Genomic DNA, 22,346 nt, shown 5'->3' with positions numbered 1-22,346 from the left:
TCCATTCAGGCGCCGCAGCACAGCGGCAGCAATTTGATCCAGATTCGGGGCCCGCTACGGAATACGGAGCCGAAACCTCCCGACCCACCCGCCGGAACCCCACGATGATTGTTGCACCTTAAGCAGCTGTTGCGGTAGCACCAGTCCGGGCGGCAGAGCGAGTCGGACTAAACCGGTCACCGTCGGACTCAGTGCGGCAGTTTCTGACATTCGACGGCCGCCCGCGGATTGGCGACAATCGTCACGCCCGGAACCACAAGAGACGTCTGACGGAACGCTATTAACATGACCTACGCGAGGGAATTTTTTGATCTTCAGCTTCTTTTCGCGCGAAGAGCCGCGGAGTTGAGGAGCATGCCGCTGAACGAAGCCCTCCTCGACTACACGAATCTCTATGTGCGGTTCGTTGCCGATCGGGAATTCGATCGCGACAATCCGGTTTGGTCGGCATACCTTGCCGGGCTGAGAGACAACATTGATCCTGGCGATTGGACTTATCATTTTTACCGCCACCGACCGCATCGTGTCCAGCCGGCATCGGTTATCGCGACGTTCGGCTGTTTCTCGTATGCGTTGGGTGAGCCCGGTCAGATCAGGCTTCATTTCCATAACGCGAACCGGCACTGGCATGGACCCTTGAGCGACGAACGCGTGTCGTCACGGCTATCTGAGCTCACTTCGCTCGTGCAGCACGTCCGCGCGCAGCAGGGAGATGTCAGGCAGATAGCTGGCGTCTCGTGGCTCTACAACCTGACTGCCTACAGACGACTGTTTCCCGAGTCATACATTAGCGCAGCGACAGTGGCCACAAACAGGTTTCGCAACATGCCACTGTGGGGACAGTTTTTGAATCGCCACGGTGGGGTCAGAAAAGACGCCGCGATGTTGTTCGCGCGACGGGTTTGCGATCAGACCCATGTTGACGACCTTGCACGATGTTTTCCGCTGCAGCCGCTTGCCGTCCCGGCACCGGTCGAGGCATTCTACGAGTTCTACGCGTAAAGACGCGCCGTACAGTTGACTGTCGAAGGTCGATGCAATCGACGCGCTAACCCGATGACGAAAGAAATAGAACGAATCGATCTCGAGGCTGGTTTTCCTTCAACCAGCCGCCACATTACCGTACATCGATACGGGACCCGTGGCGCCCGGCCGAAGATTTACCTGCAGGCGGGTCTCCATGCCGAGGAAATACCCGGCATGCTCGCGCTTTCGCACCTGGCAAGGCGCCTTGATGAATGTGACGCGCGCGGCGAAATTCGCGGCGAAGTCGTGCTGGTTCCGTTCGTCAATCCTGTTGGCGCGGCCGGCTGGATCAACGGCGTACTCGTGGGCAGAAATGATCTGGGTGGTGAAGGCAACTTCAATCGCCACTGGCCCTCGATCGGAAAAAGCGTGGCAGCGGATGCGCGACTCGCACTGGGGGCCGACGAAATAGCAAACCTGCATGCGCTGCGGCGCATCATCGGCGAGCATGCCGATGAACTGCCCGAAGGAAGCGAAGTTCAGAAGATCAAGAAAACAGCGCTTCAGCTGTCTTTCGATGCCGACGTGGCCATCGACATCCACTGCGACCGCGACGCGATCATGCATGCCTATACGTATGAATCGATATGGCCGGATGTCTCCGATCTCTGTGCGCAAACTGGATGCGAAGCGGTTCTCCTTGAGGACGGTACGCAAGACGCAGGCACGTCTACCGATCTGTTTACCGGCACGTGGGAGCGCGTGCGAAAAGAACTGGGTCATCTGTTTCCAATCCCGATCGGTTGCCACTCCGTGACGCTGGAATTGCGCGGACAAGGTGACGTCGGTGAGGCGTTCGCGTCGGGTGACGCAGATGCCCTGCTCAAATTCCTGAGGCGCCGCGGCGCGGTCGCCGGCGATCCCGGGCCACTTCCGGAATCATTATGCGAGGCCACAAGCCTCGCTGCGACCGACCTTCTCATCGCGCCGCGAGGCGGAATCGTCAACTACAAGGTGCCGCTCGGTGCATATGTGTCGCGCGGCACCGTCATCGCGGAAATCGTCGATCCGGGCGCGGACGACCCGCTCGGATCGGCAATGGCAATTCGCACCAGAACCGACGGAATCGTCGCTTCCCGAACGCTGATCCGCTTCGTGCCGCGCGGGGAAATCGTCGCGAAGATCGTGGGACGTGTATCGCTTCGATCCGGAGCGTTACTCGAGCCTTAGCCTTGATTGAGACCGAAAACGATATTCGTCCGGCGGCAGGATCGCTGTCGGCAGATGGTCTACCCCGGTGATACCCGACTGCCGATCGACGACATACCTTCGCGCTCGGCATTCGAGGTTAATTCGCCATTAGTTGTCTTCGCAAAAACTCATAGGTGCGCCTATTGGCGAGCTCCGCAGCCGACGCATCATAGTGCGTACCTGTATGTCTTGCGAACGCATGACTGCAACCGGGATACCCGTAGATCGTCACATTGTCTCTATCCTTCAATGCTGTCTTGATCGCATCCTGTGCTTCCGGCGATATGAACTCGTCCTGGGTGCCGAGATGCATGATCATAGGCGACTGAAGAGTGTGTGCGTCGCCGAGGTAGTTTTGCGTGCCACCCCCGTAATACGCCACGGCGGCGTCCACACGTGAACGCGCCGCTGTCAGGAATGCCATCAGGCCGCCAAGGCAGTAGCCCATTACACCGACCTTTCCGTTGCCCTCCGGCAGCGAACGTCCCATTGCAACCACGGCTGCTACATCCAGCACGCCCTGATCGAAATCGTATGCTTCATAAAGTGCCAGCCCCTTCTTCCACTCTTCGTCCGACCAGTGATTGAGATCGAGCCCAGGCTCCTGCCTCCAGAAGAGATCGGGACAGAGGGCGATAAACCCCTGCTCGGCAAATTCACGGCATGATTGCCGCATGTCTTCGTTTACGCCAAACACTTCGTGCAACACCACCACGACGGGAGCAGGCATTGTCCTGGGCCATTCGATAAAAACCCCAAAAGCACTTCCGACCGCATCCAGCTGTCTGTATTCACCCATGAAAGCGTCTCCTCGTAGATCATGCATTCGCGCGGCAGGGGCCGAGCCGGGTCACCTGTTCTGGATTCGGCCAATACCGTCGACTGTTGAGTGACTAACCCTTGAGAAATGCCAGGATGTCCGCGTTGATGATTTCCGCGTGAGTGGTTGGCATTCCGTGGGGGAGGCCCGGATAGGATTTCAATTCACCTCTGCGAAGCAGTTTCACCGACTTCGCCCCGGTGGTCGCGAAAGGCGCAATCTGGTCGTCCTCTCCATGCATGACAAGGACAGGAATATCGATCATCTCGAGATCGTCGTAGAACTCGGTTTCGGAAAAGACCTGGATGCAGTCGTAGTGGGCTTTAATGCCACCCATCATCCCTTGCCGCCACCAGTTGTCGCGAATCCCTTGAGAAACGACCGCGCCCGGTCTGTTGTATCCGTAAAACGGCATGGTGATGTCTTGATAGAACTGCGATCGATGATTAGCGGTGCCGTCGCGGATGCCGTCGATCGCTTCCCTCGGCACGCCGTCGGGGTTCCTGTCCGATTTCATCAACGTCGGCGGAATCGCGGAAATAATGACGGCCTTCACCGCCCTTCCATTGGCATGACGGGCCACATACCGTATTACTTCCCCGCCGCCAGTGGAATGACCAATATGCACGGCATCCTTCAGATCCAGGGCGGTTACGAGTTCGGCAACATCGGATGCGTAGGTGTCCATGTCGTTGCCGCTGACTGTTTGTGTCGATCTCCCATGTCCGCGCCGGTCATGAGCAATAACGCGATAGCCGCGCGCAAGGAAGAACATCAGTTGCGCATCCCAATCGTCCGACGATAGAGGCCACCCGTGATGAAAAACCAGCGGTTGCCCTGAGCCCCAGTCCTTGTAATAGATTTCAGTTCCGTCGCCAACGGTAATATAGGCGCTTCCTGCATTCGCTTCCTTGGTGCGGTGCTGAGTCATTGAATCTTTCTCCTTTGCGATTGAAATGGGCCTTAACCTCGGCGGCACAACGCGAAGCCCTGGCATGCGGCTACTCCTGACTACACCGTTGATCTGCTATCTCAACTCTGGAATCCAGCATATGCCTCGGGAATCAGCCCAACAACGGGCGAACGCGACAAAAAGCGCAGGTGAATCGGCCATGGCGAGTACACCGCGGAACGAGGTGGGCATCGTATGCGACGCTGGCACCTCTCTCACTGGCTTACATGGTCTGACAGAGTTGTTTCGATACGCGGGAGACTTCGCAGCCAGACGTGATAAACGCAACGCTCGTGCAATGATGCGGATTACCCACTGGCAAAGGACACAGAAAGAAGTCGCTTGCACCTACGACAGCACTCCAGGTAGCGCGTACGAGCCTGCTGTACTGATACTGCCAGGTAATCTTCAGGCGACGGTGGATACCGCCCGAGATAAAGTGCTCACGACCTGGTTGCGCCAGATGCATGCGAGAGGCGTCATTATTGCGGCCGTTTGCGGCGGCGTTTTCATCCTGGCAAGAACCGGTCTTCTGGAAGGCCGGCAGGCGACAACGCATTGGGCGCTCCACGATCAGTTCGCACGGGAATTTCCCCGCGTGCGTGTCGAGACGGATTACATGGTGATCGACTACGGAGACGTGCTGACCGCAGGTGGCGTTCTGGCCTGGGCCGATCTCGGATTGCGCCTGGTCGAACGGCTGCTCGGGCTCGCCGTGATGCTGGAAACGGCGCACTACATGAATGTCGATCCGCCGGGGCGCGAACAACGGTTCTACAGCGATTTTGATCCGCGTCTAAAGCACGGCGACAGCGCCATTGTGAAAGCTCAACAGTGGCTGATAAGCCAAAGAGAATGTACCGTTTCCGTTGCGGAACTCGCGAGGCACGCCTGCCTGGAACCGAGGACGTTCCTGCGCCGCTTCGTCAAGGCGACTGATATGGCTCCGCTGGAATACCAGCAGCGATTGCGTGTCTGCAGGGCGCGCGAAATGCTGGTCTTTAGCCGGTTGAACGTTGATGAAATCGCGTCCGGCATTGGATATGAGGACGTCGGTAGCTTCCGGCGCGTGTTCCGAAAATTTGTCGGTCTGACGCCGTCTGACTATCGGCGCCGCTTCTCGGCTGGTGCTGGGAATGCTCCTGACCTGGCCAGGAGCCTGGTCCCGGATTAAAGCCGGAAGGAGTGGCAGTCCTATCCTTGAGCGCAGAGCATGAAGAACACGATTGGGCGGCGCCCAGACAGGACCCCGCCCATATCGCGACGCAGCGCTAACAAACGCCCACGGCCAGCGTCACGACATCAGAACATATGCCGGATACCCGCCATCACGCCGAGTTGGCCGACACCGGCGGCGGGTGTCGTGCCGGGGCCGCCCTGGCTCAGCGTGTAATGTGCCTTCGCGCTGTTGAAGAGATAACCGCTCTGCAAATAGACGCTCGTCTGCTTCGACAGCAGATACGTTCCGCGCAGCGCCGCAAGCGTGCCACGCGTGTCCTGCCGGCTGTCGATCGTGCGATACACGCCGCCGTCCACCACCACATACGGCGTGGCGAAATACGTACCCGTCAGATAATAGATATTCGAATGCACGTCAGGCACCGCGGGCGACGATGTATCGACAAACCGTCCCAGCCAGCCGCCGCCGAACTTGAACGGCCCAACCTTGAAATAACCGTTCAGCTGCGTGCGGCTGTCCTTGTCGCCGCTGTTCGTCAGCGGAATCGGCGCGGCGCCGTTGAAGAAATTCGCCGCGGCACCCGGACCGCCATGCTGCTCGTCATAAGATGCCGCAACGCCGAACGACGCCGCGTCATAGCGCAGCAGCGCCGACCACTGACGGCACGCCTGTGCGTTACCCGGAATCGAACCGGCGCACGTGCCCTGCCCCGGCGAATTGCCGGTACCGGTCGAGTCGCGTCCGAACGAATATGTCGCGCCCGCCGTAAAGCCGCCGAAGGTGCCCTTATAGGCCACCGTGTTGTCGCTGCGCGCGTTCGGTATATAGGCGTCGAGTGAACCCACGCCGCCGTAGATGTCCGGTCCGAGCGCGTCGGCATCGGTGATCGCCCAGAACGTCATCGTGTACTGACGGCCAAATGTCAGCGCGCCATATGGATTCGACAGTCCGACCCATGCCTGGCGACCGAACAGGCGCCCGCCCTGGTTTACATCGCCGGCACGCGTGTTGAAACCGTTCTCCAGTGTGAAGACAGCGGCAAGACCGCCGCCCAGATCTTCCTTGCCGCGCACACCCCAGCGCGACGGCATCGAGCCCGTGATGCCAGGCATGCGGATGAGCTTGTCGCCCGCCGCATCGGCGTGCGTGACGAGTTCGATTCCGGTGTCGAGCACGCCGTAAAGCGTGACGCTGCTTTGCGCGAAGGCGGTGCCGCTGGCGGCGAGCGCGGCGGCTGCCGCAATGGTTTTGTATTTCATGTCTCCAGTCCTGAGCGAGGTTTTGTTTAAATTTGCGCTTCACATGGCGTGAGTCGTCGTCATGCCTCGGTGTTGTGGATGAAATAAGGCGGGACGTCCGGGCCCCACTGGTACAGCGAGTCTTCCGGTGCAAAGTCGCCCGCGGGCCACTCGACACCGGCCGACACGAAATCGATATCCGCCGAGTACTCGCAGAACGAGCCCCACGGATCGCGCACGTAGTGAAAATAGTTCGAGCCCAGCACGTGCCTGCCTGTGCCCCACCCTTCCTTGAAGCCGGCCGCCGCCATCTGCGATGCGCCGTTGCCCACTTCGTCGATGCTCGCGACATCCCACGCTACGTGATGCCAGCCTTTGGCCGAACTCCTTGCGAACGCGACCAGGTGGTGATCGCTGCCGTGCGGCGCATGCGTGAACGCGATGATGTCGGCGGAACGGTCTGACAGACGCAAGCCGAGCGCGTCCCTGTAGAACGCGAGGGCGCGCAGTACATCCGGCGTGAAGAGCAGCACGTGCGACATGCGGCGCGGGCGCACCGGCGCGACTTCGGAGCGCACGCACGCACCGCGCGCGTTCGCGGGCGCGGCGTCGTGCGTGAACGGCGCCCTGGCATCCGGCGAAGTCTTTGGTCCGACGCGAACCTGAATCAGGTTGCCGTCCGGATCGTTGAACCAGAATCCTTCGCTATGGCCTGCATCGTCCGCAACGCGAACCGCAAAATCAGCGCGGGCGCCAGCGGCTTCCACCTGCCGCGCGAGCGCGGCGAGGTCGCCCTCGAAACAGTTGAACGTCAGATGCGCGAGCGACTTGTGACTCGAAGACAGGATGCGCGCCCAGCGATGCCCGTCCGCCGCGCGCACATCGAGTCCTGTCGACGTGCGCGTGACGTCGAGCCCGAACGTGCTGTAAAACCGCTCGGCGTCGTCAATCGAGGGCACGTTCAGCGCGAAGTGATCGATTGAATGCACCGCGGTGATCTGCGAATCGCGAGTTGCGGACATGATGTCTCCCTGACGTCCTGATCCGGTGAAACTTTTTTAGCCAGCGGCTTCGTCGACGATCGCGTTGCGCAGCGTGCCGAGTCCTTCCACCGATACTTCGCTCACGTCGCCGTGGCGCATCAGCAGCTTCGGATTGCGCGCCCAGCCCACACCTGAAGGCGTGCCGGAGACGATCACGTCGCCCGCTTCCAGCGTCACGGCTTCGCTTAGCATCGCGATCAGCGTTTCGACGTCGAACACCATGTCGTCGGTATTGGCGGACTGCACCACTTCGCCGTTCAGGCGCGTCTCGAGGCGCAGGCCCTTCGCGCCAGGCGGAAGCTCGTCGGCGGTCACGAAGTCAGGGCCAAACGCGCCGGTGCCATCGAAGTTCTTTCCCATCGTCCATTGCGGCGTTTTGAACTGATATTCGCGCACCGACGCGTCGTTAAAGAGCGCATAGCCCGCAACGTGCGAGAGCGCATCGGCCTTGCGGATATGACGGCCGCCGCGGCCGAGCACGACCGCGATCTCGCCTTCGTAATCGAGACTGTCGGAGATACGCGGGCGCACGATCGGCGCGTTATGCGCGACGAGGCTCGTATGCAGGCGCAGGAACATCGTCGGATAATCGGGCTGCTCGAAATTGCTTTCCTTCGAGTGATCCCTGAAATTCAGGCCGACGCACAGAATCTTGGGCGGGCGGCTTAGCGGCGGCAAAAACGTCAGGCCTTCTTCCGCCTCGATGCGACCGCCCTCCTGCCGGCTCGCCCACGTGCGCAGATCGACGCCGCGCGCGAGCAGCGCCTCGAGCGTGACTTCACCGAGTGTCCGGATCGCGCCGTTCTCACGCACGCCCAAGAGCGCCTTGCCGTCCTTTTCAAAGCTCACGTACCGCATGTATCTCTCCTGATGGTGGCGACCTTCGGCCGCCATGAAACGAAACCGTTGTGACTCACGCCTGCGTTGTGCCCCGACCGCGATATAGCCAGCCGTTCGCGAGCATCGCGACGCCCGCGATCACGACCGGTGCGGCGAACGCGACAAACGCGATGTCGGCTGTATGGAACGCGACCAGCAGGATGCCGCCTGTCATCGAACCGATGATCGAGCCGATCCGCCCGACGCCCAGTGCCCAGCTCACGCCGGTTGCACGCGCCGCGGTCGTATAGAAGCCCGCGACGAGTACGTTGGCGCCCGTCTGCGCACCCGACAGCCCGAACCCCGCCATGAAGCACGCGACATAGACCCACATGGCTTCGTTGATCGAGAAGCCGATCAGCGCAATCGACACCGCGGCCACGGCATACGAGCCGGCCAGCACGAAGAACGGATTCATCCGGTCCATGAGACGCGCGTTGATGAGCGAGCCGATCGTGCCGCCGAGCGGCAGCATCGCGCCGACGCGGGCTGCATGCGACGGGTCGATACCCGCGCCGGTAATGACGGTCGGCAGCCAGCTGGTGATCTGGTAGTACACCCACAGCGTGCAGAAGAACGCGATCCACAGGAGCAGCGTGCCCGTCCGGTAGCGGCGGTTGAACAGCGTGCCAAGGGCGCTCTCGCGCACGGCATTCGTTTTCGCGTCTTCGGGAATCACCTGTTCGATCGGCGTGCTTGCGTCGCCGGTCAGGCGCTTGAGTACCTGGCGCGTTTCGCGTTGATAGCGCGGCTTGCCTGCCATGAAACGCAGCGATTCCGGCATCCAGATCCAAACGATGGGTGTCAGCACGAGCGGGAACACGCCGCCGAAAATGAAGACGCCCTGCCAGCCGAAGCCCGGAATCAACACCGCGGCCACCGCGCCGCCAAACGCGAGCCCGAGCGTGAAGCCGCAGAACATCAACGTGACCATCAGCGCGCGGCTGCGCGCCGGGCTGAATTCGGACGAAAGCGTGATCGCGTTGGGCATCGCGCCGCCGAGACCGGCGCCGGTGGCAAAGCGAAGCACGATCAGCCAGAACGGCGAAGGCGCATAAGCGCACGCCAGACTGCCGAGACCAAAGAGGATCAGCGAGATCGTGATGACCCGCTTGCGGCCGATGCGGTCGGCGAGCGGCCCGAACAGGAAGCTGCCGACCGTGAGACCAAAAAGGCCCGCGCCGAAGATCGGACCGAGTTGCGCCGGACTGAGCGTCCACGCTTTCTTCAGCAACGGCGCGACGTAACCGACCGATGCGACGTCGAAGCCGTCGGCGGCGACAACGAAGAAGCAGATGATCAAGGTGAGTATCTGCAGGGACGAGGTCTTTCTCTCATCCATGGCAGCTTCCTGCGTAATGGCTTGCGCGTGCATGTCCTGTCTCCGGAGGATGGTTCGCTTTGTCGCGAAACTGATCTGGTTTTATTGTGGAAGGCCGTTGCCGGCCTCGATATCGTTCACATCGGCGAACGGTTCAACACTGCATTCATGCCGGCGCCGGAGATACGGGTTCCGGACGGGAATCGATGTCGGCATTCGCGTGACCCATCGCGCGCCGCGCGGCGGATTCGAATGCGTCGTCCAGCGCGTCGCCGCGCCAGGCGACGTGCTGGTCCGGACGGATCAGCACGAACGCCGCCTTGTACAGCGCCGCGACCGCCGGTTCGTCGACGTGCACGACCGCCAGTTGCGGCAACACCGAGGCCGCGCGATGCAACGCCGCGTCATGGCACGTCGCGATGCCTTCGTGATCCGTGCACAGCAGCGTGAAACCCGGGCCGAAGCGGTCGTAAAGCGAGCGGCCGTCTTCGAGCCATGCATGCGGCGCGCGATGACCCGCGCGCGCGCACGGCACATACAGGTTGGCGCTGTCGGGCGCGGCGGCGCCGGCTTCCGTTTCGATGAGCGGCGACTGCTCGTAACGCGTGCCGAGATGGACGCCCGGAATCACGAATTCGGCCGTCGCATGAAACGCCAGATAGTCGCCGACGGCTTCACGCGCGGCATCGCCTGCCGGGCCCGGTATGTGCGCTTCAGGCGGCACCTGGACGTGGCCAATGCTGTCGGCAAAGCCCCGCGCGAACGCGGTGTTGCGCAGCGCGGCAGGCTTGCGCTCCGCTTCATAACTGGCGCCCAGCGCGGGACCCGCGAGGCCCTTCACCATCGCTTCGAGCTTCCACGCGAGATTCGCGGCGTCTTCGATGCCGGTGTTGTAGCCGAGCCCGCCCGTGGGCGTGAATAGATGTGCGGCGTCGCCGGCAAGAAACACGCGCCCCGACGCAAAGCGGTCAGCGACGAGCGTGAAGCCCGCGGTCCACGTCGAACTGCTCTTCAGTTCGAACGGAATATCAGCGCCAATCGCTTCGGCGATGCGATGCCGGACGCTGTCGTCGTCGGGCCGTTCATCGTCGCGCATCTGCACGTTCATGATGAAATGCCCCTTGCCGTCGACGGCGATGATCAGCGCGCGCTGTTTCGCGCTGAACGTCCAGTATTGCCATGCAGGCGCATGCGGACTCACACGATAGATATCGGGCGCGTAGAAGTAGACGGCGTCCATCTGTCCGCCCATGAATTCGCGCTTCTCGCCGGAGACACCCGCGTAGCGCAGGCCGAGCGATTTGCGCACGAAGCTGCGCGGCCCATCGCAGCCGATCAGATAGCGCGCGGTCACGGTGCGTGTTTCCCCGGGACGATCCGCGGTCGCGTCGAATTCGACCGTCGCGCTGACCGACTCCTCGCCTTGCGAGAACGCGACCACCCGTGCGTTGAAATGCACGTGACACTGTGCGTGGCTGCGCGCCGCTTCGAGCAGAACGGGTTCGACGTACAGTTGCGAGCAGCGATGCGGCGGCTCGGGCGTGGCCCACGTGAACGCATGGGCCTTTGCCCATTCGACGGCATCCCGTGAAGCGGGCTGATGCAGGCGCGCGAGTTCGTGGCCCGCAATCGACGTGAAGTACGCAACGTCAGTCGCGTAACCGGCGGGCAGACCCAGCGCACGCACCGTCGAAGCAATGCCGATACGGCGAAAATGTTCCATCGTGCGGGCGCTGTTTGCGTTCGCCGCCGGGTGCGTGCTCGTGCCGGCCTTCGCGTCGAACACTTCCGCGCTGATGCCGCGCTGGCCCAACTCGGCCGCGAGGAACAATCCAACCGGCCCACCACCCACGATGATTACGTCGCAATCCACCACTGCTGTCTCCTGAACCGTTCTTTTTCAACTGTGGTTGCGAAGTTAATCGCTGGACGCGTATAAATCTATACAATGACTTTCATACCCATAATGAATCTGGTGCATAAATGCAGCCGCCCGACCTGAACTTTCTATATGTCCTGCAGGCGCTCAACGATGAGCGGAGCGTCTCTCGCGCCGCCGACCGTCTCGGCCTGACGCAACCCGCTGTCAGTCATGCACTGGGGAAACTACGGACGCTGTTTCAGGACGATCTGTTCGTGCGCGCGGGTCCGGTGATGGCGCCGACGCCCGTTGGAGAGCGTCTCGTCGAAGGGGTCGCGAACGTGCTGGCGCTCGTGCAGCAGGAAATCTGGAGCGCGAAATCGTTCGATGCCGGGACCACGACGCGCACGTTTTCCGTCTGCCTGAGCGACATGGGCGTGATCGTGATCCTTCCGCAACTGCTTGCCGCGCTGCGCGAGCGTGCGCCACTGGCATCGCTCAAACCGATCCAGCTTCCGTCGACGGAACTCGCGGGCGCGCTTCAGGACGGCGAGCTCGATCTCGCGATCGGCTATCTCGGCAAGGTCGGCGAAAACCTTCACCAGCAGCCGCTTTTTCACCGGTCGCTGGTGGGCATCATCAAGGGCGGTGCGACGCGCAGGAAAGTGCGCATGACGCTCGATGAGTTCGTCGCGAGAAAGCACGTGGTCGCGGGCACGCTGGCGCTCACGAACCAGTTGCTGGAAAAGGAATTGCGGCGGCATGGCGCGCGGCTGAAGGTGGGTGTCGAGGTGCCGTTTCTGCTCGCCGTGCCGAGTCTCGTTGCCACGTCGGATTTCATCGCGGCGGTGCCGGACGAACTCGCGCAACTCTTCGCGCGTCTCGCCGATGTCGACGTGTTTCCACTACCGGTCGACCTGCCGGACCTCACGGTGCAGCAGTTCTGGCATGCACGCCATCACAACGATGCGGGGCATCGATGGTTCAGGGGTCTCGTTGTGGAAACGTTGCGTCAGGAGGGCGGCCGGCCGCGCGCACGATGAAGATCATTCCGGTACTCGATCTGCTTGGCGGCGTGGCCGTCCATGCGATGCGCGGCGAGCGCAGCCGTTATCGACCGGTTGACTCGCGGCTCTGTGAAGGCAGCGATCCCGTCGACGTCGCGCGCGCCCTGCTCCACTACGCGAATTCAACAGTGCTTTATGTGGCGGATCTCGACGGGATCATGGGCGGCACGCCGCAGCGACTTGCGTTGATGCGTCTCATGCAGGCGATGCCCGGCATCGAACTGTGGCTCGATGCCGGTTTCGCGGATCGCGATGCTGCGAGCGCGCTGATCGAACCGCTTCACGCAGCGGGCGCGACCGTAACGCCCGTTTTCGGCAGCGAATCGCTGCGTGGCGCAAACGATGGATCATCAATGCACCCGGCGCGCGCGAACGAAAACACGATTCCTCACGACGCGATTCTCTCGCTCGACCGACGGCATGACACGCCGCTGGGTGACCCGTCGCACTGGCACGATGCATCGGGGTGGCCGTCGCGCGTCATCGTGATGTCGCTGGAGCGCGTGGGTTCGTTCGAAGGCCCCGACCTCGCGGCAATCGCCGATGTGCGAAATCGTGCGGGTGAGCGGCAGATTGTCGGCGCGGGCGGTATGCGTGATGTCGACGATCTGCGTGCCGCCGAAGCCGCGGGCGCGCACGCATGGCTGATCGCCTCCGCACTTCATGATCGAAGGATTCCCGCTGTTCGACGATAAGTGGCGATGAGAGCGGAAGACGCGTCACGTGCAACGGGCATGGCGGTATTCGCCCCCTCGAAACCGCCGCGTAATGAGCATCGCCATGCAGCCGCTTTTCACGCCGCCTGAAGCGCGCCCGGATTTACGTTAGATTGAACCTGACGCGAAATCCAGTCATCCCCGGAGCAACAATGGCAAAACCCACCGCTTACTCAACGAATGCCCCAACCCGCGCTGAAGTCGACGCATTGAGCGGCGCAGCCGTCCTTGAGTTCGGCACCGACTGGTGCGGCTACTGCCAGGGCGCGCAGTCAGCTATCGGCCAGGCGCTGGAGCCACATGGCGGTGTACGTCATCTGAAAATCGAGGACGGCCCCGGGCGTGCGCTCGGTCGCTCATTCAGGGTCAAGCTCTGGCCGACGCTGGTTTTTCTGCGTGACGGCGTTGAAGTTGCGCGTGTCGTGCGGCCGCAAAACGTCGCTGAAATCAGCGAAGGTTTATCGACACTGCTCGATCAAACGGGGAAAAACGAAAGAACGGCTTGATCGACGATGAGCGGCCGGTGTCACGGCTTGAGCGGAAATGACCGGATCACGCTGCGAAACGTAGCGCGATGGCAAGGCGGGAAATGCAGCTGAACAACTGCAAACAGACGAAAAGAAGATCAGACAGAAAGCGCGGAACGCACCCCGCGCCTCTGCCTGCCCGCTCTCACAGAGGGCGGCGATGCGATTCAGCGATGATCGCGCACGTTTGCAGGTGCAGGTTCCACGCTTCGACGGCCAGTGCGCGCAGGCGTGCGAACCAGCTGGTACCGAGGGTAGCGGTGGCGGTAGTGGCATTGCTCATGGTGGGCTCCGGGAGTTAACGGGTTAATACCTAGGTAATAACCCTTATTATAACCCTCCTATGTCGCAGCGCAACAAAACAATAAGAATCAGTTGCCCGCGGCAGCCCGGTTCGGCGAATCGTGCCTGATCATGCCTTGCGAATGCCTTTCGGCTCCTCCAGCGTTTCCGTGTGCGCCAGCGCCGGGAACAGACGCATCCAGAGCAGTGCAACCGCAATCGTCGCCACACCGCCCACCAGAACGGCCGGCACCGCACCCCACCAGCCCGCTGTCACACCGGACTCAAACTCGCCAAGCTGGTTCGACGTGCCGATAAAGAGCGCATTGACCGCACTGACGCGGCCGAGCATCTCATCCGGTGTGCGCAGTTGCACGAGCGAAAGCCGCACCACCACGCTGATCACATCCGATGCCCCCAGCACCGCAAGCGACACCAGCGAAAGCACGAACGAGTGAGACAGGCCGAAGACGATCGTCGCCGCGCCGAACGCGATCACGCCGCCGAACATCGCCGCACCCGGACGGTTGCGCAGCGGAAAATGCGCGAGCCAGATCGTGCCGGCGAGCGCGCCCACTGCCGGCGCCGAGCGCAGCAGGCCCAACCCCAGCGGGCCAGTCTGCAGGACGTCGCGCGCAAAGATCGGCAAGAGCGCCGTCGCGCCGCCGAACAGCACCGCGAACAGGTCCAGTGAAAGCGCGCCGAGAATCACCGGCTGGCGCCGGATGAACGCGATGCCCGAGAACACCGATTCGAGCGTGACCGGCGCGCGCGCGGCCGGCTTCGTCCGCAGCGGGATCGACCAGACGAGCGTCGCGGCCGCGATGAACGCGACGGCGCTCGCCAGATACACCGCAGCCGGGCCGACGCCGTACAGCAGACCGCCGGCCGCGGGCCCAAGAATCTGGGCGGCCTGCCCCGCTGAAGTGGACCACGCTGTCGCGCGCGGCAACTCGGAGCGCGGCACGACGGAAGGCAGCAGCGAGGAAATCGAAGGCGACTCGAACGCACGCATCGCGCCAACGAGCGCCGCGAGCAGGTAGATAACAGGTGCCGACAGCCAGCCGCCGAGCGTGCCGGTCAGGAACACGGCTGCGGCGAGCGCTTCGAGCGTCTGGCAGACTGCCGCGATACGTCGCCTGTCGTAACGGTCGGCAACGTGACCGACAACCAGCGTGAGCGCGAACATCGGCAGAAACTGTGCGAGCCCGACGAGCCCAAGCGCGAACGCGCTGTGCGTGATTGCGTAGATGTGCCAGCCGATCGCGACTGCAAGCATCTGAAACGAGATCGACGACAGGACCCGCGCGCCCCAGAACCGCTGAAAACTGACATGGCGTGCCAGACTGATGGTTGTATCGACGGGCGGCTGGGTCGGGGGCTCGGGTGTCATGAAACGGTCGGTTCGAGGATCGCGGTTTGATACGGGAAATCAGGACGAAAGCCCGCGCGGGCGCGCGTAACGTCGCACGCCAAAAGTCGGAGAGTGTAGTGCAATTCGGGGAATCGCGAGGACGCCAGGCAAAGCCCGGCGGCGTGGCAGTGTGATCGCGGGATGCCGCGATCACACGCGGCGGCACTCAGAACTGATAGTTGAACGAGAAATCGAACACTGCGTTGGTAGCCTTGCGCGTCACCGGGCTGCGTGCCGCATCGCCTGTCAGTTGCTGCAGGCCGGCGTCGCCCGTCACGAACCAGTGCTTCTGGAAGAACCAGATTGCGCTGACACCGAAGCCCACTGATTTAAGCCCCGCGCTCGCATCGTATTGCGGATAGCCGGAACGCACCGACTGCAGGCTGCTGACGCCATACCACGTCTGCATATAGCGCGAATCGGCGAAGACCAGGTTCGGGCCGGCGAACCAGAAGAATTTCTCCGAGCTGCCAGGCAACGGCATATAGGCGCCGAGGTCGCCGATCCAGCCGTCTGAACCGCCGAGGTTGCGCCGGATATCGGCGCGAATCACAAGCGGAAAGTCTTTCGACACGGCGTATTCCGCGAACAGCTTGGCCTCGGGCGCGGGATTGATGTTGCCCATGCCGTCGAGATGGCCCGAGTTGTCTTCTGCACGTCGGCCCAGGTCGTAGGTTATCGCGAGACCCGCGCGCCAGTGCGTGGTGCGCACGAGATTCACGCCGAGCCCTTCGCCGGTGGAGAGGAAGAACAGGTCGCGGTAGCGCACGTCGATAGTCGGTCCGACGATCGCGTGATAATTCGCGGCGCCGTCATAGCGCGGGCGCACCGTCACGCCGAGGCCCAGGCGTGCCTGCCAGTCGGGAATCTGTGCGTTATAGAGTTTCTCCAGCGGAAGCCCCACCGAGTATTGCCATTCGGCAAGCGGCGATGGCGTCTGTGCCAGCGCGGCGACGGGCATCGTGGTCGAGATCACCGTCGACAGCATCGCGGCCAGTTTCAGTGCGCGGCACATCTGCTCATCGCGTAACGCGCTGCCGTTCAACATGAAGCCTCCGGTCCCCGTTCCCGGGGGAAATCTGCGTTGTTCTTTCCGGACCGGTGCGAGAGCAACTGTTTTCAAGCTGCCGCTGCGCCGCCCGCTGCCATTTTTCCCGTTACCGTGACTTTCTCGCTACCCGCGAGCGCGTCCTTCAAGCCGTCGATGGATTCGCGCGGCCCACGCTACCCGGTTGCCGCGACCATTCGGGGCTTCGTTCCAGATGGCGCACGCATCGCGGTACTCGCCACGACGCAAATCCCGTTCCCGCCCGTCGCAGAGCACATTTCGGGGCCATGCGGTCGACTCGCGTGGCACACCGCACGCGATTCCACTCAAGCGTGCGAACGATTCGTGACTGCTGGCGGCGCTGCCGTTACCGTTCAGGCAGAGGTCCGACGCTGTACGGTGCCGATGCATTCTTCGATGTATTTTTCACCCATTTCAAAACGGTCGACATCGCCGTCGCGAATTCCGGCCTGCAGAAGGACAACACGTTCGCCGACATGTATCTGCATGGGACAAACATGCAGAGGTGGCCACGCAAATTCGCACAGTTGGAGAAGAGAAGTGGAACGACGTTGAGCCAGCAGTAATAGCCGGCAAAGGGAACTGAAGATGGCAAAGAGAACGAGACGGACGCGCTCAGCGGCGTTCAGGCGGAAGGAGGACTCGCGGGGCGAAGAGCGAGCGGACGCTGGCCGAATTGGCGCACCAGTTCGATGTCTCCCCGAACCAGATCACAGAATGAAACCAGCAATTGCAGAGCGCGCGGCCGACGTGTCCGGCTCGGCGGGGCAGTCGCTGAGCGGGCCGCCGGTTGACCTCAAGGCGTTGCGCGCGACGATCGGGCAGTTGACACAGAGGAATGATTTTTTAGAAGGTGCGTTCGCCAGGGCCGGATTGCCGGGCACAAAGCGATGATATCAAGAGGCCGCTGAACAATCGGGAGAGCATTTCCACGCCACTGCGCGCCAGCACGCGGCTGTCCGGCCCCCAGCCGCGATACTACGGATCGAAGGCAGCCAGCCTGTGAAGCGGGGAACAGTACCTGTTCCCCTTCCAGCCGGACGTTGCCGGCGATTTCCTCCTTACGCCGGGCCTGCCAGCTCAGGACCGTCGCTCGAACACGCTTACCTTGTTGCTTGCATTCAGATAGACAAAAATCCGGTGAGTCTTCGTGTCGACGGCAAGCGTATGCATGTTCTTCTCGGTGGCGATGTGATCGACCACCTGATTGGTATCGAGATCGATGACCTCGATGTTGCCCGTCTTGTCCCCGACGAAAGCCCGACGTCTTGCCGTATCGATCGCCGTCTGGTCGACGGAACCGGCAACCGGGATGGTGGCGACCAGTTTGCCGCTGGCCGGATCCACAACCAGCATTTTCTTGTCGCTCGTGCCGAAAATCACGTGATGAGTCTTGCTGTCGTATATGCCGCCCTTGGCATCGCCCTTGACTCCGAAGTCCCAGACAGCAACGATTTTGTCCGTGTTCGGATCGATGACGTCGATGTTCCCTCCGACCGGCTGGTACAGGCGATCCTGGGAACGAACATACAGTGCGACATCGGGACCGTCTTTCGAGTCCTCAGGCTTGAGCTTGAATACGTTCAGCATCCTGAACGGCGACTTGTTCTCGAAGACCGTTTCGTTATTGCTGTCGTCGTTTGCAACAAAAATCTTGCCGGTGCGATTGTCGACGTTGACGCCGTCCGGCGTTTTGCCGCCACTATCGACACTGGCTACTTTCCTGCGCGTTCTCTTGTCCACGACCACCAGTTTGCCGGACGTTGCGTCGGTGATGAAAGCAAAGCGTCCGTCGAGAGCGATGCCATTGCCGGAATCCACGCCGGATATGGTGTCCTTGACGGCAAGTGCCTTCGCGTCGATGACCACGACATTGTGATCGGGAGACTGCGAAAGCCAGACTGTTTCGGTCTCCGGATCATAGGTGACCCAATCGCCATGACCGCCGGTTGCGCCTGGCAAGTCGATCGTTTTGACCAACTGGTATTGAGAAGTCTGCGCGCCGGCCGTCACGGAAAAGAGCGCGGCTGCGGCAACGCCGACGGCGAGAGCCTGAAATTTAAAGAACGACGACATGATGTCTCCAGTCAATTAATATAATTTTCACGGACTACCTTGATATGGCGAATCGCTACCTTCCGGCAACGATCCGGTGCGGCGGGATACGGCAAAGAGAACGTCGACGTGAACGTCAGAACTTGTGAACCAGACCGATCATGACCGCGACCTGACTCGGCGTGCCCGACGCCGAGGTCAGATCGCCCACCGCTCCCCCAGCGGGTACGATTTCCGTGCCATCGCTGCTAAAGGTCGTACCGCTGGCGTGCGTATAGCCCGCAGTGGCATACAGGGTGGTGCGTTTGGAAAGACTGTATTGAGAACTGGCCGCGACGGAATGGTATGTAGCGGATGACGCGCCATTCGACTTCGTGTAGGTATAACCAATCGCCAGCAGTTCAGCGGGTGTGGCCTGATAACCTAGAGATGCTGCGCCGATGTTGAAGTGCTCCGTGCGGTCAAATGCGCCAAAGTCGATGTACGGCTTATATTGGGCATTGCTATAGCGCGCGTTGACAGTAAACGCAGAGATTACGTACTGCGCCGCCACCTGGGCTATCTGTCTCGAACCGACAAATGCTGCAGCGTCGTAAAGCGGAGTCACCGAATTGTTCTGAATCGGATCAGCCGTGCCGATCCCGCCGGCCTGGTCGTTTTTGGCAAACAGGTAACCCGCGGCAAGACTCAGTCCCCCGTTCGTATACAGCGCGGCAGCCGAGCAGGTCTGGCCGGAACTCGTGTTACCCGCGACACCGCCGAGTGCATAGAGCAACTCATATTGAAAGCCAGCATAGGTCGGGCTTGCGTACTTGATCGCGTTGCTTACGCGAATGGAATTGTCGTTGTTGTCGGCATCGCCGGGAGTCGTAAACGCAGGGCCATACCCGTCTGCCGTAATTCCCTGAACCAGATCGACCGTTGGATCATATTGCCGGCCGAGCGTCAGTGTGCCCAGATGGTCGCTCGAAAAACCGACATAGGCCTGGTGGCCGAACTCCCGGCCGCCCTGATTCATGACCCCTGTATTGATGTCGAAACCGTTTTCGAGGTCGAAAACCGTTTTAAGGCCTCCGCCCAGATCTTCTACGCCCTTTAACCCCCATTTGTTGGAAGCCAGATCCGCTCCTTGCAATTGAAGCACAGAACCTTGACCGGTATTGTTGTAATACGCCACAGCCTCATCGATCGTTCCATATAGCGTGACGCTGCTCTGCGCCATGGCATTCGAAGATGCTGCAATAACGGTAATGGCAAGAATGCCGTAACTACTGCTTTTCATGTCTCTTCCTGTCATATTTAGAATAATGGCTGTCTGTTTTTCTGCTTTATAGACATGCAGATTTCTCTCGCGGAGCAGCCTGGCACTGAAATATAAATTCTGAACAAACTACTCGTTGCCCGCCCTTTCCCGGGCAACATTGTTTTATATATTTTCCACTCCATAAATTCCGGGACGAGACCTTACACGACGGCCTCCGATCGCCCTTCTCCTGAATGGACTGGCTGTTTTCAGCTCTTTCGGTTTTTCTTGCCGAGACAGCAGAGTCGATCAAATAATTTGATATGGATAATTAAACAAATTTATGGTAACCAAAGGATATTTGCATAGTGGAAGGCAGATCGAAAGAAAGGAAAAGATCGGACAAATGAAGGATGTAATGTTGCCTGCAGACGTGGATTTGCAATAGCCCGCTCGCCGATGCTCGGACCCTCGCCAGATTCATGTCCGGACGAAAAAACCCTGATGTCACTCATTTCCTGATCGCATGAATGCGATGCGGAAAGGAAAATTTTATATTTGATTTGTAATAAAAAATAATGAGTTAGTAATTGCAGCAAGCTCCTGTAGTTTTGTGGACTATTGTTAACCGTTGTGGATTTCAGACTGAACACCATGAACCGCCCCAGATGCAGATGGCGCCGCTTCACCGGCCTGCCGGCCTGTCTGGTCAACATGGAGGCCTGTGGCAGCGCACATTACTGGGCACGCAGGCTGGCGGCGATGGGACATACGTATGATGTCAGGGAAATCGACCGCAAGATCGATGCGATGGAAGTACAGATCCGCCAATGGCACCGGCACAGCGAGGCCAGTCAGCGCCTTGCCGGGATTCCCGGCATCCGCGTGCCGACGGGCGACCGCACTGGCTGGTCACATCGGCGCCAATGCGCGGGGCTTTAGCAGCGGCCGTAGCGCAAGTCAACCAGAATGCGCGCATCGCGTGGGCGTTGCTCACAGGTAACCGCGCGTATCGCTCGCCAGTTGCCGCAACGTGGATGAGCGCATCGAACTGTTCGCAGCTCCCCTGATATGGCGGTTGCACAAGGCAAGCAGGCATGATGGCGATACAGGTCTGACCTCGGTGAGCAAAGCCTGATAGTCCGGCCGGACATTCAAGCCCGATATTCAGATGAGGACCTCATCGGCGCATTCCATCAACGCCAGGGGCATGCACCATGAACAGGTCGGATATAAGGATGCAATCGATCTAACCGTCAGAACGCAAGCTCCTCTTTGCAAATGAGTAATGCCCAAAATAGACTGACTAATAAGCGGCGCTTAAGCTTGATTGGAGAAGAATGGGCGTACTGCGATTTCATCGCTGACTTCAGGAGTGTTCATCATGCAACAGGTCCAACGAAAATTGGCGGCCCTTATTCTTCTCACCCTTTGCCTGGTCTCCACCGCTTTCGCAACGTCACGCACCCGTTACACGACGGAGGTCCAGCTGCACGACGGCAAGCATGTCGTGTGCGCGGTCAACCAGCCGTTGCCCACGGCCCTCTCCAGCGACCCGGCGCTTACCATTGACGAGCGAAACGAAGCGGAAATCGACGCGACGGCCGGGTTGCGCCAGGTTTTCCGTAGCCAGACCCATTATCCGGATCCGGGCACGGCTCCCCGCGTACTGTGCTCGTAGATGACGCCAACCAGGGGAATCGCAGAAGAATGGCATGTTCACTGACATTTTAATGTCGTGACGTTGGCAACATTATTTGCGGCCTACGCGCGTCTCCCCCAGAAACCCACGTGCAAGATACGTAACACAACGTAAAACCTGCTCTCGCTTCGAGCATTATTTGCACGATCCACGCGCCCCGCCCTGCCTGCTCGAAACAGGTCAATCCTTTTGAGCAAGGCCCGACAAGGCGCGGAGCGCCATCCGGCACGCGACTTCAAGTTGGCGCGAATCCTGCTCCATCTACCACGCCGAAGCGATAGGGTCTGACTTGACCTTTGATGTGCGGCCCCCCCTCCACGCATCCAGCGCCAGGTTTTCGCAACTGATCCGGCGATTTTTCCGAATCCGTCTACAGGACTAAAGGATCATAAAAATGGATGACTTTGCCAGTCGCATGTGCGGCCTCCTCTCGACGCTCGTCCCCCAAAGCTCCATCACACGCCTCGCGGAACGCGAGTTCTGTATCCGTCACGCCCGTCCGGCGAACCGGCCTCGTCCTGCCGGTTATCCGCGCGACCTCGTGGTTATCGTCGATGAAGAACTGGTGGCACGCATCAGGCGCGCGCAGCAGGAAGAATTCGACCGCGACGTCGCGCCCGAACTGCTGCAAACGTTGATGCAGGATCTGGCCGGCTACAACCCGTGGTCGCATAACTTCAGCACGTTCCTCCTCGCGCTGAACAACCCGCCTTCGCGGGTCGGCCAGCCTGCGGCGCTTCACTGAACGCGTGACGTGAAA

The 22,346-nt window shown here is 60.7% G+C and carries 22 protein-coding genes; 9 read left to right on the top strand and 13 right to left on the bottom strand.

All coding sequences use genetic code 11. The features are described from left to right. Positions 1 to 354 precede the first annotated feature (354 nt). Positions 355 to 1,002 carry a hypothetical protein gene (locus LPA34_RS22100; protein WP_228982239.1) on the top strand — a complete coding sequence of 216 codons (648 nt, stop codon included), beginning with the start codon at positions 355 to 357 and terminating at the stop codon, positions 1,000 to 1,002. Positions 1,003 to 1,056: 54 nt separating this feature from the next. Next, positions 1,057 to 2,196, top strand: a complete 1,140-nt coding sequence (locus LPA34_RS22095) for a succinylglutamate desuccinylase/aspartoacylase family protein (protein WP_324251769.1) — start codon at positions 1,057 to 1,059, stop codon at positions 2,194 to 2,196. A gap of 118 nt (positions 2,197 to 2,314) precedes the next feature. On the opposite strand, the gene LPA34_RS22090 is transcribed toward LPA34_RS22095, so the two are convergent. Both LPA34_RS22090 and LPA34_RS22085 read right to left on the bottom strand, forming a co-directional pair. Further along, positions 2,315 to 3,016: a dienelactone hydrolase family protein gene (locus LPA34_RS22090; protein ID WP_228982235.1), complete on the bottom strand. Its 702-nt coding sequence runs from the start codon at positions 3,014 to 3,016 to the stop codon at positions 2,315 to 2,317. 94 nt (positions 3,017 to 3,110) lie between these two features. After that, positions 3,111 to 3,968, bottom strand: a complete 858-nt coding sequence (locus LPA34_RS22085) for an alpha/beta fold hydrolase (RefSeq protein ID WP_228982233.1) — start codon at positions 3,966 to 3,968, stop codon at positions 3,111 to 3,113. Between the two features lie 319 nt (positions 3,969 to 4,287). Between LPA34_RS22085 and LPA34_RS22080 the strand changes: the two genes are divergently transcribed. Next, positions 4,288 to 5,163 (top strand): GlxA family transcriptional regulator, encoded by an 876-nt coding sequence (locus LPA34_RS22080; protein WP_228982231.1) that lies wholly within the window; start codon positions 4,288 to 4,290, stop codon positions 5,161 to 5,163. A gap of 128 nt (positions 5,164 to 5,291) precedes the next feature. Here LPA34_RS22080 and LPA34_RS22075 read toward each other — a convergent pair whose 3' ends face one another. The 5 genes from LPA34_RS22075 to LPA34_RS22055 form a co-directional block, all read right to left on the bottom strand. Beyond that, positions 5,292 to 6,428, bottom strand: coding sequence for a porin (locus LPA34_RS22075; RefSeq protein WP_228982229.1), 1,137 nt, complete (start codon positions 6,426 to 6,428; stop codon positions 5,292 to 5,294). Between the two features lie 59 nt (positions 6,429 to 6,487). Continuing rightward, a complete protein-coding gene (locus tag LPA34_RS22070) occupies positions 6,488 to 7,429 on the bottom strand; it encodes a VOC family protein (RefSeq protein WP_228982227.1) in 942 nt (313 codons plus the stop codon). Positions 7,430 to 7,465: 36 nt separating this feature from the next. Beyond that, positions 7,466 to 8,308 (bottom strand): fumarylacetoacetate hydrolase family protein, encoded by an 843-nt coding sequence (locus LPA34_RS22065; RefSeq protein ID WP_228982225.1) that lies wholly within the window; start codon positions 8,306 to 8,308, stop codon positions 7,466 to 7,468. A gap of 55 nt (positions 8,309 to 8,363) precedes the next feature. Further along, a complete protein-coding gene (locus LPA34_RS22060) occupies positions 8,364 to 9,671 on the bottom strand; it encodes an MFS transporter (RefSeq protein WP_228982223.1) in 1,308 nt (435 codons plus the stop codon). 145 nt (positions 9,672 to 9,816) lie between these two features. Next, on the bottom strand, positions 9,817 to 11,523 hold the full coding sequence (locus LPA34_RS22055) for an FAD-dependent monooxygenase (protein ID WP_228982221.1): 1,707 nt from the start codon (positions 11,521 to 11,523) through the stop codon (positions 9,817 to 9,819). A gap of 110 nt (positions 11,524 to 11,633) precedes the next feature. Here LPA34_RS22055 and LPA34_RS22050 point away from each other — a divergent pair, with 110 nt between their 5' ends. From LPA34_RS22050 to LPA34_RS22040, 3 genes are all read left to right on the top strand, one after another. After that, entirely contained in the window at positions 11,634 to 12,554 is a 921-nt protein-coding gene (locus LPA34_RS22050; RefSeq protein WP_228982219.1) for a LysR family transcriptional regulator, read from the top strand. Beyond that, positions 12,551 to 13,273 (top strand): HisA/HisF-related TIM barrel protein, encoded by a 723-nt coding sequence (locus LPA34_RS22045; protein WP_228982217.1) that lies wholly within the window; start codon positions 12,551 to 12,553, stop codon positions 13,271 to 13,273. The genes LPA34_RS22050 and LPA34_RS22045 overlap by 4 nt, the downstream gene beginning before the upstream one ends. 173 nt (positions 13,274 to 13,446) lie before the next feature. Further along, positions 13,447 to 13,800 carry a thioredoxin family protein gene (locus tag LPA34_RS22040; RefSeq protein WP_228982215.1) on the top strand — a complete coding sequence of 118 codons (354 nt, stop codon included), beginning with the start codon at positions 13,447 to 13,449 and terminating at the stop codon, positions 13,798 to 13,800. Between the two features lie 166 nt (positions 13,801 to 13,966). On the opposite strand, the gene LPA34_RS22035 is transcribed toward LPA34_RS22040, so the two are convergent. The 6 genes from LPA34_RS22035 to LPA34_RS22015 all read right to left on the bottom strand — a co-directional run bounded on the left by LPA34_RS22035 (position 13,967) and on the right by LPA34_RS22015 (position 19,923). Then, entirely contained in the window at positions 13,967 to 14,104 is a 138-nt protein-coding gene (locus LPA34_RS22035) for a hypothetical protein (RefSeq protein WP_228982213.1), read from the bottom strand. A gap of 129 nt (positions 14,105 to 14,233) precedes the next feature. Continuing rightward, positions 14,234 to 15,496, bottom strand: coding sequence for an MFS transporter (locus LPA34_RS22030; protein ID WP_228982210.1), 1,263 nt, complete (start codon positions 15,494 to 15,496; stop codon positions 14,234 to 14,236). 187 nt (positions 15,497 to 15,683) lie between these two features. Beyond that, positions 15,684 to 16,565 (bottom strand): MipA/OmpV family protein, encoded by an 882-nt coding sequence (locus tag LPA34_RS22025; protein ID WP_407672481.1) that lies wholly within the window; start codon positions 16,563 to 16,565, stop codon positions 15,684 to 15,686. A 374-nt stretch (positions 16,566 to 16,939) separates the two neighbouring features. Continuing rightward, positions 16,940 to 17,074 (bottom strand): hypothetical protein, encoded by a 135-nt coding sequence (locus LPA34_RS26905; protein ID WP_267478878.1) that lies wholly within the window; start codon positions 17,072 to 17,074, stop codon positions 16,940 to 16,942. A gap of 592 nt (positions 17,075 to 17,666) precedes the next feature. Next, the gene (locus LPA34_RS22020; protein WP_228982209.1) at positions 17,667 to 18,599 is read right to left on the bottom strand and encodes a YncE family protein; all 933 of its coding nucleotides are present in this window, start codon (positions 18,597 to 18,599) and stop codon (positions 17,667 to 17,669) included. A gap of 178 nt (positions 18,600 to 18,777) precedes the next feature. After that, entirely contained in the window at positions 18,778 to 19,923 is a 1,146-nt protein-coding gene (locus LPA34_RS22015) for a porin (RefSeq protein WP_228982207.1), read from the bottom strand. A 594-nt stretch (positions 19,924 to 20,517) separates the two neighbouring features. Between LPA34_RS22015 and LPA34_RS22010 the strand changes: the two genes are divergently transcribed. The 3 genes from LPA34_RS22010 to LPA34_RS22000 all read left to right on the top strand — a co-directional run bounded on the left by LPA34_RS22010 (position 20,518) and on the right by LPA34_RS22000 (position 22,331). Continuing rightward, positions 20,518 to 20,826 (top strand): hypothetical protein, encoded by a 309-nt coding sequence (locus tag LPA34_RS22010; RefSeq protein ID WP_228982267.1) that lies wholly within the window; start codon positions 20,518 to 20,520, stop codon positions 20,824 to 20,826. Positions 20,827 to 21,268: 442 nt separating this feature from the next. Continuing rightward, the gene (locus tag LPA34_RS22005) at positions 21,269 to 21,565 is read left to right on the top strand and encodes a hypothetical protein (protein WP_228982206.1); all 297 of its coding nucleotides are present in this window, start codon (positions 21,269 to 21,271) and stop codon (positions 21,563 to 21,565) included. Between the two features lie 415 nt (positions 21,566 to 21,980). Beyond that, on the top strand, positions 21,981 to 22,331 hold the full coding sequence (locus LPA34_RS22000) for a hypothetical protein (protein WP_228982204.1): 351 nt from the start codon (positions 21,981 to 21,983) through the stop codon (positions 22,329 to 22,331). Positions 22,332 to 22,346: the final 15 nt, after the last annotated feature.

The organism is Paraburkholderia gardini, from assembly GCF_907164575.1.
GTDB lineage: Bacteria > Pseudomonadota > Gammaproteobacteria > Burkholderiales > Burkholderiaceae > Paraburkholderia > Paraburkholderia gardini.
The sequence above is the reverse complement of the archived record's forward strand: the minus strand, read 5'-3'. Positions and strand labels throughout refer to the sequence as shown.